At 66.9% G+C, this 13,733-nt stretch carries 13 protein-coding genes; 1 reads left to right on the forward strand and 12 read right to left on the reverse strand.

Going from position 1 to position 13,733, the window contains the following annotated elements:
- Window positions 1–311 precede the first annotated feature (311 nt).
- Window positions 312–2,087 (forward strand): hypothetical protein, encoded by a 1,776-nt coding sequence (locus tag ACH2CY_RS08415; RefSeq protein ID WP_395018109.1) that lies wholly within the window; start codon window positions 312–314, stop codon window positions 2,085–2,087.
- Window positions 2,088–2,189: 102 nt separating this feature from the next.
- Here ACH2CY_RS08415 and ACH2CY_RS08420 read toward each other — a convergent pair whose 3' ends face one another.
- The 12 genes from ACH2CY_RS08420 to ACH2CY_RS08475 all read right to left on the reverse strand — a co-directional run bounded on the left by ACH2CY_RS08420 (window position 2,190) and on the right by ACH2CY_RS08475 (window position 13,730).
- Window positions 2,190–2,672 carry a chemotaxis protein CheD gene (locus ACH2CY_RS08420; protein ID WP_395018111.1) on the reverse strand — a complete coding sequence of 161 codons (483 nt, stop codon included), beginning with the start codon at window positions 2,670–2,672 and terminating at the stop codon, window positions 2,190–2,192.
- Entirely contained in the window at window positions 2,672–3,754 is a 1,083-nt protein-coding gene (locus ACH2CY_RS08425; protein WP_395018113.1) for a chemotaxis response regulator protein-glutamate methylesterase, read from the reverse strand. The genes ACH2CY_RS08420 and ACH2CY_RS08425 overlap by 1 nt, the downstream gene beginning before the upstream one ends.
- 5 nt (window positions 3,755–3,759) lie before the next feature.
- Window positions 3,760–4,650 (reverse strand): CheR family methyltransferase, encoded by an 891-nt coding sequence (locus ACH2CY_RS08430; RefSeq protein ID WP_395018115.1) that lies wholly within the window; start codon window positions 4,648–4,650, stop codon window positions 3,760–3,762.
- Window positions 4,650–6,389, reverse strand: a complete 1,740-nt coding sequence (locus ACH2CY_RS08435) for a methyl-accepting chemotaxis protein (protein ID WP_395018116.1) — start codon at window positions 6,387–6,389, stop codon at window positions 4,650–4,652. Before ACH2CY_RS08435 ends, ACH2CY_RS08430 begins: the two co-directional genes overlap by 1 nt.
- Window positions 6,390–6,412: 23 nt before the next feature.
- On the reverse strand, window positions 6,413–6,925 hold the full coding sequence (locus ACH2CY_RS08440) for a chemotaxis protein CheW (protein WP_395018117.1): 513 nt from the start codon (window positions 6,923–6,925) through the stop codon (window positions 6,413–6,415).
- A 4-nt stretch (window positions 6,926–6,929) separates the two neighbouring features.
- On the reverse strand, window positions 6,930–8,786 hold the full coding sequence (locus ACH2CY_RS08445; RefSeq protein WP_395018118.1) for a methyl-accepting chemotaxis protein: 1,857 nt from the start codon (window positions 8,784–8,786) through the stop codon (window positions 6,930–6,932).
- A gap of 27 nt (window positions 8,787–8,813) precedes the next feature.
- A complete protein-coding gene (locus ACH2CY_RS08450) occupies window positions 8,814–9,323 on the reverse strand; it encodes a chemotaxis protein CheW (protein ID WP_395018119.1) in 510 nt (169 codons plus the stop codon).
- Window positions 9,324–9,334: 11 nt separating this feature from the next.
- Window positions 9,335–11,332, reverse strand: coding sequence for a chemotaxis protein CheA (locus ACH2CY_RS08455; protein ID WP_395018120.1), 1,998 nt, complete (start codon window positions 11,330–11,332; stop codon window positions 9,335–9,337).
- The gene (locus ACH2CY_RS08460) at window positions 11,332–11,697 is read right to left on the reverse strand and encodes a response regulator (RefSeq protein ID WP_395018121.1); all 366 of its coding nucleotides are present in this window, start codon (window positions 11,695–11,697) and stop codon (window positions 11,332–11,334) included. Before ACH2CY_RS08460 ends, ACH2CY_RS08455 begins: the two co-directional genes overlap by 1 nt.
- A gap of 16 nt (window positions 11,698–11,713) precedes the next feature.
- The gene (locus ACH2CY_RS08465) at window positions 11,714–12,010 is read right to left on the reverse strand and encodes a lipid asymmetry maintenance protein MlaB (protein ID WP_395018123.1); all 297 of its coding nucleotides are present in this window, start codon (window positions 12,008–12,010) and stop codon (window positions 11,714–11,716) included.
- A gap of 478 nt (window positions 12,011–12,488) precedes the next feature.
- The gene (locus ACH2CY_RS08470; RefSeq protein ID WP_395018125.1) at window positions 12,489–12,815 is read right to left on the reverse strand and encodes a DUF1153 domain-containing protein; all 327 of its coding nucleotides are present in this window, start codon (window positions 12,813–12,815) and stop codon (window positions 12,489–12,491) included.
- 147 nt (window positions 12,816–12,962) lie between these two features.
- Window positions 12,963–13,730 carry a flagellar hook assembly protein FlgD gene (locus ACH2CY_RS08475; RefSeq protein WP_395018126.1) on the reverse strand — a complete coding sequence of 256 codons (768 nt, stop codon included), beginning with the start codon at window positions 13,728–13,730 and terminating at the stop codon, window positions 12,963–12,965.
- Window positions 13,731–13,733: the final 3 nt, after the last annotated feature.

Genomic DNA, 13,733 nt, shown 5'->3' on the forward strand with positions numbered 1-13,733 from the left:
GTTTCCAATCGCACAGCGGCTTCCGCGGGGGGCAAAATATGCCGCCACCTCCTAAAGAAAGATTAACACCGGGAAATTCTTGCCTAGCGCGGGCGATTCGGTCGGTCGGCCGCCAAATCCCCGTCGGAAGGGCCGAACCGGGGCCGTGGCGGCCGCCGGCTTTACCCATCCTTAAGCGCCGAACCGCTACTTTCGCGATCAGGGAACGCAGGCAATCTCGACGCGCCATCTGGCGGCCCAACACGTCGACAGCGGATCATCACAGTATGAATCTAGGGACTGAAGGCGGAGCCCAGACCGTTGTTGCGGGCGTGACAGCGCCCCGCAGCCACGCCGGCGCCGACCGCGCGCTCGACACCCTTGAGCGGGTCCTGGGCGAGATCGGCCAGGCCGCCCGCATGACCGAGGGCACCTTCGTCGGCATCGGCCAGCGCCTGGAATCCTCGATCAACACCATCGACGGCCTGACCGCGACCTTCAAGACCCTGATGGAAGAGCTCGGCAGCGACGCGCTGGTGCAGGCCACCGCGGACCTCTCGCAGGTCTCGGCCCGGATCGGCGCGCTGGCCCACGCCCCGCGCGACAGCGAAGCGGTGCTGGGCAAGATCGCCGGCTTGACCGAGGCGATGACCGGCCGGGTCGGCCGGATGCGCAAGGCGGTGCAGGCGGTGGACGTGCTCGCGGTCAACGCCAAGATCGCCGCCGCCCATCTCAGGACCGGCGGCGAGGGCTTCGCCACCTTCGCCGAGGAGATCACCCGCGCGATGAAGGTCGCCGAGGAGAATCTCGACGGCTTCGCCGAGCAGCTCGACGCGATGGCGGAGCGGCTCAAGGCCGCGACCGCCAACCAGCGCGCCTTGTCGCAGCAGCGCGACCAGGCGATCCGCACCATCCCCGACCAGCTGGCCCGCAGCGTTTCGGCGATCGCCGGCCGCCGCCGCCAGGCCGAGAGCACCGCCGCGGCGATCCAGCAGAAGACCGTCGAGGTCGGAACGCGGGTCGGCACCGCGGTGATGGCGATGCAGATCGGCGATACCAGCCGCCAGCGCATCGAGCATTCGGAATTCGCGCTGACCCTGGTCGCACGCCTGTTCGGCCGCGCCACCCGCAGCGCCGTCGATTTCGACCTCGCTGCGGTCCCGGCCGAAGAGAAGCATCGGCTGCTGGATGCGATCGGCGCCCTCTCTCTGGCCCAGCTCACCGACACCGCCGAGGAGCTCGACGACCAGTTGGGCGAGATCGCGGCGTCGCTCGGCCAGCTGGCCGGCGACGCGCATGAGATCGCCGGGCTCGGCCAGCAGACCTATTCCTCCGACGGTGCGCAGAGTGGGCGTGTGGCGGCCGGCAGCTTCCTCTCCGAGCTGGAAGAGGATGTGCGCCATGCCCGCGGCCTGCTCGAGGATCTCGGCAATGCCCAGACCGAGGGCGACGGCGTCATGGCCGGCGTGCTCGAGACCACCAAGGCGCTGGTGCGCAACATCAGCGCGATCCAGTCCCTGGAATCCGACATCCGCCTGATGGGCCTCAACACCACCTTGCGCAGCAGCCGCCTCGGCAACGAGGGCAGGGCGCTGACCGTGATCGCCCAGGAGCTGCGCACCTGCTCGAATCTCACCGCGACCGAGGCCGAGGCGGTGCTGGCCGATCTCGACGCCATGGTCGCCGCCGCCGGAACCTCTTCCGGCGCCGACCCGGAACGCCGCCTGGCCGAGATCACCGATCTCACCAACATCCTGGTGACCTCGGTCGATCGCCTGTCGCAGACCGCGAACGCGCTCTCCGCCGCCTTGGGTGCGCTCGACCGCGACAGCAGCAGTGTTGCCGAATCCCTGCAGCAGACCTCCAGCGAGATCCGCGCCAAGGCGGAGATCGGCGCCATCCTGAAACAGGCCTCGGCCGCGCTCGCCGGCGTGCAGAGCGGCGCGCCGCTCGACGAGGAGATGGGCGATCCCGGCGGCATCCTCGCCGCCATCTTCGGCAAGTACACGATGGCCCGCGAACGCGAGGTCCATGCCCGCGTGCTGAAATGCGAGCTCCCCGCCGTCACCGAAGCGCCCGCCGCCGCGGACGACGACATCTTCTTCTGACGAAGGCAACGCTTCCTTGATCGTCATGGTCCGCGCAGGCGGACCATCCACGAATTTGCATCCGTCGCTCTGAAGAGAAGATGGCGTGCAGCGGAACTCGCTCTAGGAAGCCGCTGGCAGCTTTTCGTGCTCGGCGAGCCAGCGGACGAAGGCCTCGCCGGTCCCGGTGTTGAACACCAGCAGCCGGCCGCGCTCGCCGCCGGTGCGCCGTCCCGCCACGGGAATCCCGCGCCGCGCCAGCTCGCCCAAGGCAAAGGCGACGTTGTTGCTGCCGACCGTGCCTTCGCCGCCGACCGGCAGCACCGCGGCGCCGCCGAACACCTTCGCCTCCAGGCTGCGCAGATGCGCGCCGAGGTCGAGCACGCCTTCCAGCAACTCCAGCATCGCGGTTTCGCCATAGCGGGCGCCGGCGCCGCCCTTGGGCAGCACGAAGTGATTGAGGCCGCCGATCCGGCGGTCCTTGTCCCACAGGGTGACCGAGACGCAGGAACCGAGCACGGTGGTGACCAAGGTCGGCTCCGCCCTGCAGATGACGTCGCCCGGGGAGAGGAACACCTTGCGGATGTCGGGTTCGGCCAAGGCCATCACTGCCTGCCGATCCGGACGATCTCGCCGGCGAGACTCTGCAGCGGCATGATCTTGTCGGCGGCGCCCCGCGCGATCGCCTCCTTCGGCATGCCGAAGACGACGCAGCTGGCCTCATCCTGGGCGATGGTAGTGGCGCCGGCCTCCTTCATCTCGGAAAGGCCGCGGGCGCCGTCGTCGCCCATGCCGGTCATGATGATGCCGACCGCATTCGCCCCGGCATAGCGCGCGGCGGAGCGGAACAGCACATCGACCGAGGGGCGATGGCGCGTCACCAGCGGCCCGTCCTTGACCTGCACGTAATAGCGCGCGCCGCTTCGTTGCAGCAGCGTGTGCTTGTTGCCCGGCGCGATCAGCACCTGGCCGCGCAGCACGGTGTCGCCGTCGCGCGCCTCTTTCACCTCGACCGCGCAAAGGCCGTTCAGCCGGCGCGCGAAGGCCTCGGTGAATTTCTCCGGCATATGCTGGACGATGACCACGCCGGGGCAATCCGGCGGCAGGTCCTCCAGCACCACGCGCAGTGATTCGGTGCCGCCGGTCGAGGCGCCGATGCAGATGATCCGCTCGGTGGTGCGCGCCATGGCGGCGCCCTTGGGCGGCGGCAGCATGGCGTCCGCCGTCAGTTTCTTCTGCGCGCCGCGCCGCTCTTCCGCATTGCGGGTGCGCGGCACGTTCTTGAGGCGGGCGTGGCCCGCCGCCTTCACCACGTCGCAGATCCGGATCTTGGAATCCTCGAGGAACTTCGGGATATCGACCCGCGGCTTCAGGATCACATCGACCGCGCCGGCCTCCAGCGCCTGCATCAAGGTCTCCGAGCCTTCCTCGGTCAGCGACGAGCACATCACCACCGGGATCGGCCGCTGCTGCATGATCTTCCTGAGGAAGGTGATGCCGTCCATGCGCGGCATCTCGACGTCGAGGGTGATGACGTCGGGGATCTCATCCTGGATCCGCTTCGCGGCGACGAAGGGATCCGATGCCGTTCCCATCACCTCGATGCTAGGATCAGATTCCAGGATCCGGGTGAGCGTCTCGCGCACCGACGCCGAATCGTCGACGACCAGGACTCGCAGCTTTTGCATGGCACTCAGTTTCGGCGAAACACCGTCGGACCGGCAAGGGTCAGCGGCAGGTCGAATCCGGCCAAGGTCTCGGAATGGCCCATGAAGAGATAGCCGCCCGGCCGCAGATGGCTGCATAGCCGCTGCAGCACTGCGTTCTGGGTCGGCTTGTCGAAATAGATCAGGATGTTCCGGCAGAAGATGACGTCGAAGTCATTGTCCAGCGGATAGCTCGTGTCCATCAGGTTCAATCGCGCATACTGCACCCGGGCGCGCAGCTCCGGGACGATGCGGGCGAGGCCGCGCTTCGGATTCTTGTCGCGCAGCACATAGCGCTGGTAGAGCGCATCCGGCACCGGCGCCATCATGGCTTCCGGATAGATGCCGGCGACCGCGGTCTCCAGCACCTGGGTGCAGAGATCGGTCGCGAGGATCTCGTATTCGAAACCGCGGTTGCGCGCGGCGAACTCGGCCAGCACCATCGCCAGGGTATAGGGCTCGGCGCCGATCGAGCTCGCCGAGCTCCAGACCTTCACCGACTTCTTGCCGGCGCGGTGGCGCGCGACGTCGGCGAGCACGCTCTCTTCCAGGATACGGAAGTGATCGGGCTCGCGGAAGAACTCGGTCTTGTTGGTGGTGACGGCGTCGATCAGGTGGACCTGCTCGTCATCCAGGCCGCCTTCCTCGAACAGGTAATGGCAATATTGCGCGAAGGTCGCATAGCCGGTCGCCTTCAGGCGACGGCGCAGTCGGCCTTCGACCATGGTGAGCTTGTTCGGCGGCATCTTGATGCCGCTATAGCCCTGGATGAACTTCGCCAGCTTCTCGAAGTCCTTCCGGCTCAGGGAATTACCGTGGGAATTCCCGTGGGCATTCCCCGAGCCGGCACTCGCGGTGTTGCGCGTGATGGCGTTCATCACACGCGTTCGAACTCGGCGTCACGGGCATCGGCGCCGCCCGAGGTCATGTCGAGCGAGAAGCCGCCGCGGCCGTTGGCCCGCGCCTTCGCCTTGACCGGCGTCTTGGCGGGCGCCGACTCATTGGCATTGGCGTGGCCGTTGCCCTTCGCGGCCTTGGCCGGCTTCGGCGTCATGGCGACGACGTTCGGCCGCGCCGGAGCGGCGGCGCGGGCCGGCGCGGCGGCGCGGGTCTGGGTCGCCTGGTCGTTGGTGCGGAAATAGGCGATCGAGGACTGCAGCTGTTCGGCCTGGGCGGCGAGCTCTTCCGAGGTCGCCGACATCTGCTCGGAGGCGCTGGCGTTCTGCTGGGTCACCTTGTCGAGCTGCTGGATCGCCTGGTTGATCTGGTCCGAGCCGATGTCCTGCTCGCGGCAGGCGGCACTGATCTCGGAGACCAGCTCCGCCGTGCGCTTGATGTCGGGCACCAGCTTGGTCAGCATCTCGCCGGCTTCTCTGGCGACCTTCACGGTCTGCGAGGAGACGGTGCCGATCTCGGCCGCCGCCGCCTGGCTGCGCTCAGCGAGCTTGCGCACTTCCGAGGCCACCACCGCGAAGCCCTTGCCATGCTCGCCGGCGCGCGCCGCTTCCACCGCCGCGTTCAAGGCCAAGAGGTCGGTCTGGCGGGCGATCTCCTGGACGATGGTGATCTTCTCGGCGATGGTCTGCATCGCATCGACCGCCCGGCCGACCGCATCGCCGCTGGCCTGCGCATCGGTCGCGGACTGGCGGGCGATCTTCTCGGTCTGGGTGGCGTTGTCGGCGTTCTGCTTGATGTTGGAGGCCATCTCCTCCATCGAGGACGAGGCTTCCTCAGCGGCCGAGGCCTGCTCGGTCGCGCCCTGCGACAGCTCCTCGGCGCTCGACGACAGCTCCTGGCTCCCCGCCGAGACGTTGTCCGAGGCGCTCAGGGCATCGGCCACGACAACGCGAAGCTGCTCCACCATGCGGTTCACATGGCCGATCAGGTCGCCGATCTCGTCGTTGGGGACCTTCTCGATCGTGGTGGTGAGGTCGCCGTTCGCCACCGCCTGCGCGAGGTTGCCGGCGCGGGCGAGGCCGCGGCTGATGATCATCGAGATCCAGATGCCGGAACCGATCGCGACCAGCAGCGAGGCGACCACGGCGGCGATCAGCATCATGCGGTTGCGCTCGTAATCCGCTTCCGCGTCCAGCTTGGCCTGGTCCATGAAGGCCTGGCTGAGCGTCGCGATCTCCTCGAGTTGGGTCTCGCCCTGCTGAACCAGCGTGCGGCCTTCGCCTTCGGAAACCGCTTCCGCCTGCGCACGACCATCGACGCCGGCCATCAGGCTGCGGATCTTGTCCTGCACCGGCAGCCACTGCTCCCAGGTCGCCTGGAAGGCCACGAGCTTCTGCGCCGCCTCGTCATGCGCGACGGCGGAGAGCTTCTTCTGCAGCGCGACGCCGTCCTGCCGCAGTTTCTGGAGCCGGTTGTCGTATTCCTGCACCTGGCTCGGCGAGTCGGAGAGGATCATGTTCTTCTCGGCCCGCACCAGGGCCAGAAGGTTGATGCCGAGCTTCTCGGAGAGCGAGACCTCCTGGGCGGCGACGTCGACCAGCGAGTCGACCGAATCGCGCAGCGCCGCGAGGCCGCTGATCGCCACGAAGGAGGAGACTGCCGAGAGCAGGATGACCACGACGAAAGTCACCCCCAGCTTCAGTTTGATGGTTGCACGCATGGGTTTCGTTCCTTTCGCTAAAATCAGGCGGCGGTCTTGGTCTTCGCGGTGGCGCTGATCAGGGCCACGTCGCTCGATGAGAACAGCCGGGCTAGCTCGAAGATGATGACGAAGTTGTCGTTGCGCCGGCCGACGCCGGCGATGTAGTCGGAGCGCCACTGCAGGCCGATCGCCGGCGCCGGCTGGATCTCGCGGCGGTCGAGGGTGATGACCTCGATCACGCGGTCGGCGATCAGGCCGAGCACCAGATTCTGCTCACCAACCGTGAACTCCAGCACCAGGATGCGGGTCATCTCATTGGCGGCCTGCGCGGGGAGCCCCAGCTTCAGCCGGAGATCGATCACCGGCACGCCGCGGCCGCGGACGTCGATCAGCCCCGCCAGATAGCCGGGCGCTTCCGGGATGCGGAACATCGGCCGCATGTCCAGGATCTCCAGCACCGCATCGACCGGTACGGCGAACACCTCGCGGTCGATGCCGAGCGTCACGAATTGCGCGTCGTGGCTGTGGCTGGCTGCCGTGGGGGATTGCGCCATGGCGTCAGACCCTTTCGAACTCGGCGTCACGGGCATCGGCGCCGCCCGAGGTCATGTCGAGCGAGAAGCCGCCGCGGCCGTTGGCCCGCGCCTTCGCCTTGACCGGTGCCTTGGCGGGCGCGGTGGAATCGTTGGCATTGGCATGGCCGTTGCCTTTGGCGGCCGGCTTGGCCGCAGCAGCCGGTTTCGCCGGAGCGATATGCGCGACCGTCGGCCGGCTCCGCGCGGGTGCCCGGGTCTGGGTCGCCTGGTCGTTGGTGCGGAAATAGGCGATCGAGGACTGCAACTGCTCGGCCTGGGCGGCGAGCTCTTCCGAGGTCGCCGACATCTGCTCGGAGGCGCTGGCGTTCTGCTGGGTCACCTTGTCGAGCTGCTGGATCGCCTGGTTGATCTGGTCCGAGCCGATGTCCTGCTCGCGGCAGGCGGCACTGATCTCGGAGACCAGCTCCGCCGTGCGCTTGATGTCGGGCACCAGCTTGGTCAGCATCTCGCCGGCTTCTCTGGCGACCTTCACGGTCTGCGAGGAGACGGTGCCGATCTCGGCCGCCGCCGCCTGGCTGCGCTCAGCGAGCTTGCGCACTTCCGAGGCCACCACCGCGAAGCCCTTGCCATGCTCGCCGGCGCGCGCCGCTTCCACCGCCGCGTTCAAGGCCAAGAGGTCGGTCTGGCGGGCGATCTCCTGGACGATGGTGATCTTCTCGGCGATGGTCTGCATCGCATCGACCGCCCGGCCGACCGCATCGCCGCTGGCCTGCGCATCGGTCGCGGACTGGCGGGCGATCTTCTCGGTCTGGGTGGCGTTGTCGGCGTTCTGCTTGATGTTGGAGGCCATCTCCTCCATCGAGGACGAGGCTTCCTCGGCGGCCGAGGCCTGCTCGGTCGCGCCCTGCGACAGCTCCTCGGCGCTCGACGACAGCTCCTGGCTCCCCGCCGAGACGTTGTCCGAGGCGCTCAGGGCTTCCGAGACCACGCCGCGCAGCTTCTCCAGCATGCGTTCGAGCGCCTGGCCCAGGGTATCGCGGTCGGAGAGCGGCTTCGCCTCGACGGTGAGGTCGCCGTTGGCGATGGCGTCCGCGATACCCGCCGTGTTGCGCAGGTTGTCGGTCATGGTGTTGAGCGCATCGACCACATCCTTGATCTCGTCATTCGACTTGACCGCGATGGTCTGGTCGAGATCGCCGATGGCGACCGCGTTGGCGAGCTTGACCGCTTGGCCGAGGCCGCGGCTGATGGCGAGCGAGATCCAGACGCCGGCGCCGGTCGCGATCAGCAGCGAGGCGATCACGGCGGAGAGCAGCATCAGGCGCTCTTCCTCGTAATCCGTCTCCGCGTCCAGCTTGGCCTGCGCCATGAAGCCCTGGCTGATCGTGACGATCTCGTGCAGGTCGGCTTCCGCCTGCTTCACCAGGTTGCGGCCTTCGCCTTCCGAGAGTTCTTCCGCGGCGGTGCGGCCGTCGATCCCGGCCATCAGGCTGCGGATCTTGTCCTGCACCGGCAACCATTGCTCCCAGCTGGACTGGAAAGCGTCGAGCTTGGTCTTGGCCTCGCCTTCGGCGACGGCGGCGAGCTTCTCGTGGATCGCGACGCCTTCCTGGCGCAGCTTCTGGATCATGTCGTCGTATTGCCGGACCTGGCTCGGGTCGTTCGCCATGATCAGGTTCTTCTCGGCGCGCACCAGCGCCAGCAGGTTGATCGCGGAATCCTGCGACAGCGCAACCTCCTGGGCGGCGCCGTCGACCAGTTCGTCCACCGAATCGCGCAGCGAGCCCAGGCCCGCGATCGCAAAGGCGGCCGAGATCGCCGAGAGCAGGATGACCACCAGGAAGGCGATCCCGAGCTTCAGTTTGATGGTTGCGCGCATGTGTCCCCTAGCTCCTCAATAATGTCTTCAGGCCGCGTCCTGCGCCGGCGCTGTCGTCTGGCTCGCCGAGGCCGCGCCGCGGTCGCCTTCGTCGAATACCCGGTCGATGTCGAGGACGGCGATGAAGTCGCCGCCATGCTTGCCGATGCAGCGGATGAACTCTGGTCGCCAGCGCATGCCGATCTTCGGCGTGTCTTCCAGCACCTCGGCACTCATCTCGGTCACTTCATGGACCTTGTCGGCGAGCAGGCCGACGGTGGTCATTTCTCCGTCCAGCAGGACGTTGATCACGATGATACGGGTGTCGATGGTCGCCGCGGTCGGCGTCATCTCGAACTTGAGGCGGAGGTCGGCCAAGGGCACGACCTTGCCGCGCACGTTCACCAGGCCGTTCAGGAAGGCCGGGCCGCCGGGTACTTCCGTCACATTGACCAGATCGAGGATCTCCTGGACCCGTCCGGCCTCGAGCGCGAATTTCTCGCCCTGCAGGGTCAGGGTCAGCACTTCCAGAGAGCGTTTGCCTTGCCAGATGGCCATGGTGTGCTCCGTTAGCTCGCCAGCTTCAGGTTGCGCTCGCGTTGCCCGCGCGCGACCAGATGGCCGATTTCCAGGATGAGGGCGACGGTGCCGTCGCCCAGGATCGTGGCGCCGGAGAAGGTGCCGACGCCCTTGTGCAGCTTGGAGAGCGACTTGATGACGGTCTGGTGGTCGCCGATCACCTGATCGACCACCAGGCCGACCCGCATGTCGTTGGCGGAGACGATGACCACCTTCTGGTACTTGTCCGGGGGCGTTGTCGCATTGAACATCTCCCTGAGGCGCAGGAACGGCACCAGGTCGCCGCGGATGTTGAGGAAATTGCTGCCGTTGACGCGGCTCTCCTCGACCGGCGGCAGCTCGACGCATTCCTCGACCGCGGAGAGCGGGATCACGTAGCGGCCCTGGCCGATCCGCACCAGCAGCCCGTCGATGATCGCCAGCGTCAGCGGCAGGCGCAGCGTGATCTCGGTGCCCTTGCCCGGGGTGCTGGCGATATCGATCGAGCCGCGCAAGGCGTCCAGGGTCCGCTTCACCACATCCATGCCGACGCCGCGGCCGGAGAGGTTGGTCACCTTCTGCGCCGTCGAGAAGCCCGGCTGGAAGATCACCTGGAACAGTTCGGAATCCGACATCTCCTGGCCCGGCTGGATCAGGCCGTTCTCTTCGGCCCGCGCGCGGATCCGGGCGCGATCCAGGCCCTTGCCGTCATCGGTGATCGAGATCAGCACCTTGTCGCCGGTATGGCGCGCCGAGAGATGGATATGGCCCTGCAGCGACTTGCCGGCTTCCTGGCGCTGGTCCGGCCCTTCGAGGCCGTGGTCGATCGAGTTGCGGATCAGGTGCACCAGCGGGTCGTTGAGGCGCTCGATCACGGTCTTGTCGAGCTCGGTCTCCTCGCCGCTGGTGGTGAGGGTGATCTCCTTGCCGAGCTCGCCCGCGAGGTCGTGCACCAGGCGGCGGAAGCGACCGAACAGCTGGGCGATCGGCACCATGCGGACACCCATCGTGGTGTCCCTGAGCTCCAGCGCCAGGCGTTCGATTTCCTCGGAGATGGACTTGAACTCGCCGTCCTGGCTGGCGGCGGCGATCTGCTTCAGCCGCGACTGCGCGATCACCAGCTCGCCGACCCGGTCCATCAGGTTGTCGAGCCGCTCGGCCGGAACGCGGATGCTGCCGCCGCTCTTCAGGGCTTCGGCGGTGTTCTTTGCCGGCTGGGCCGCCGGCGCGGGCTTCGGCGCGACGGGGGCGGGGGCGGCCGTAACGGCAGCCGGGGCGGGCGCCGGCTTCGGCGCGGCGATTTCCTCGATCTTCAGCTCCATCTCGTCCATGACGAACATGAAGACGTCTTCGATCGCGGTCTTCGGCTTGTCGGTCTCCAGCGTCACGTCCCAGCCGATATGGATCTCGGTGGCGTTGAGGGCGGCGAGGGGCGGGATCTTGTCCAGCAGCGGCGTGACCGTGGCTTGGCCCAGCGAGCGCAGCTCATCGATCAGTAAAAGCGGGTTGGTCCCGGTCGCCAGCGCGTCGGTCGGCAGGCGGAACTGCACGCGCCACTTCGCCCTGGGGGCGGCCGGCGCGGCGGCGGTCGGTGCGGCGGTCTCGGCCGGCTTCGGCGCTTCCGCCGCGCCATGGCCGCCGACCGTCGCTTCCAGCCGCGCCAGGATCGCCTGGCCGGCGGCGGGATCGGCGCTTTCCGGGCGTTCGATCAGGTTGCGGATATGGTCCTTGCCGGCCAGCGCGATGTCGGCCAGCGCGGCGGTCATCGCCACCTTGCCCTTGCGCACCAGGTCGAAGGCGGATTCGACGTGATGGGTGAAGCCCGCGACTTCGTCGAAGCCGAACATCGAGCCCGAGCCCTTGATCGTGTGCAGCGCCCGGAAGGTGCTGTCGACCAGCTCCGGATTGTCCGGCGTGCGCGTCAGGTCCAGCAGGATCTGCTCGAGCTGCTCCAGCAGTTCCTGCGCCTCCTGCCGGAAGGTGTCGGTCGGATCCCCCGCGCCGCTCATCAGCCGAGCACCTTCTTCACCACCGAGATCAGCTGGTCCTGCTGGAACGGCTTGGTGATCCAGCCGGTGGCGCCGGCCGCCTTGGCCTCGCTCTTCAGCGCGGCGTCGGATTCGGTGGTGAGGAACAGGATCGGCACGCCCTGGTAGGCGGGCAGCTTGCGCAGCTCCTTGATCAGCGCCAGGCCGTTCATGACCGGCATGTTGAGGTCGGTCATGACCATATCGACCTTGGCGCCCTTGGCCTTGGCCAGGCCCTCGGCCCCGTCATTGGCCTGGATCACGTCATAGCCGGCGCCGGAGAGGGTCAGCTTCACCATCTGGCGAATGCTGGCGGAGTCATCGACGCTCAGAATGGTCTTGGCCATTTCAATTCTCCTGAATTCAGTGCCCTGGGGCCCAGATCGTGGCGCCGGCGGCATCGATGCCGCTGCGCGCCAGCACCTGCTGGACGACTTCCGGATAGGGCTGGACGAGGTGGATCGCAGCGCCGCTCTTCTCGGCGGCAAGGATCAGCTGGATCAGGCTGATATCCGCCTCGGTGACGCCGCTCATGTCGATCTCCAGCGGAGTCTTCGCTTCAAGCCTGGCGAGGAGGTCGCGCCGGATCGCTTCGATTTCGCGGATGGTGATTGCGCCGGTGAGTTCGATCCGATCGGCGGCGCTGCGCGGTTCGGTCATGTGCGGGGTCTGCTTTTCTGCTGCGCGGTCACAACTTTCTGTGGCGCGATCTAACCACCCGAAAGTGAACAAACCGTTAGTCTGTAATCACTCTCTCAATTTGTGCGCGCAGGAACGCGGTATATGAGCTAACTGCCCCACGATTGTGGCCGACAGGAATGGCATGCCTGTGCTGTGAAAGTTGGCCTGTAGAATCGCTGATTTCGGAACATAAGCGCAGAACAAGCGCTTATCGTGAGAATGTTCATGCTGTGCGTGAATTGCTTCCCGCTGCGCGTTGTGCCGTTACAGTTTCGCGAAGAATGGTTGCAGGAGTGGAATTATAACAGCTGCGCTCCGGTCGGGTCTGATCCGACTTTTTCTCGCAACTCGGGTTGGCAGATGGACGTGCGCCGGACGCGTCGCACGCGGTGACGCGTCGATGCTGACGATCGAACTGCGGATCAAGGTATAATGGAGGCGAAGCGGGCCGCCGGCCTCAGCCGTTCGGCGTCTCGTCGGCGGCGGTCTGCTCGGTCGCGCGATAGTCCTGGAGACGCGTGGTGCGCAGGCCGCGCAAGCCGTGCCGGTCGATCGAACGCTGCCAGGAGAGGAATTCCTCCACCGAGAGCGTATAGCGCTGACAGGCTTCCTCGAGGCTGATGATGCCGGCGCGCACCGCGGACACGACCTCGGCCTTGCGACGGATCACCCAGCGCTTGATGCCGGGCGGCGGCAAGTCCTCGATACGCGCGATCCGCCGTTCGCCATGCCGGGTGAGGGCTGGCTTTTGCGGCAGCGGGGCGGGCGAGTGGTTCGGCCTCATGCGGAGTCCACTGGTTCAGACCGACGACAGGCTAAGACCGGCCGCTTAACAAAACGCTAAGCCGGTGAAGAGAAAGGAAAACTCGGATTTAGCTAAAATTGTTGGTAATCCCGGCCCGGAACCGCGCGGAACCGCGGGATCGGGGCCTCAGGTGCCGGTGGTTTCGTCGGTTTCGTCGCCGGTGTCGGTCTCATCGGTGGTCTCGGTCGGCTTGGAAATCCGGATCACGTCTTCCAGCGGCACCGAGACGTCGCCCATCTTCAGGAACACCTTGCCGTCGGCGATCACCGCCTGGTCCACCTTGCCGTAGCTGGTGATGGCGGCGTCGGTCGCCTTGCCGGTGGCGGGGTCGGTGACACTGACCGCCACGGTGTATTTCCCGTCGGGCAGCTGGTTGCCGAAATAGTCGGTGCCGTCCCATTCGACCGGGTGGGTCCCGACCTGGGCATCGACCTGCTTCAGCATGACGACGTTGCCGGCGGCATTCAGGATCTTGAGGGTAGCGGAGCCGGCCTTCTCGACCGTGTAGTCGAACTTGGCCTTGCCGTCCTGCAGCGCCACGTCGCCGCTGTCGGCGGCGATGGTGGTGCCGACGAAGCCGACCGCACCGTATGCATTCGCGGTGGATTGCAGCCCGATCAGCTGGTCCAGCTTCTTGTTGCCGTTGATCTGCTGCTCGACCGCGGAGAACTGCACCAGCTGCTGGGTGAACTGGGTCGCGTCCATCGGCGAGAGCGGGTCCTGGTTCTTCAGCTGCGCGGTCAGCAGGGTCAGGAAATTGGTGTAGTCGCCGGAAAGGCTGGCCAGCGCGTCATCGCCGGTCTTGGCGGTCGAATCCGTGCCGCTGCTCTTCGCCTGCTTGGAAATGATGTCGTAGGCCGAGGTCCCGGATGCGGCTGCGGTCGTCGTCGTCATGGC

This window comes from Dongia sp., from assembly GCF_041905885.1.
GTDB lineage: Bacteria > Pseudomonadota > Alphaproteobacteria > Dongiales > Dongiaceae > Dongia.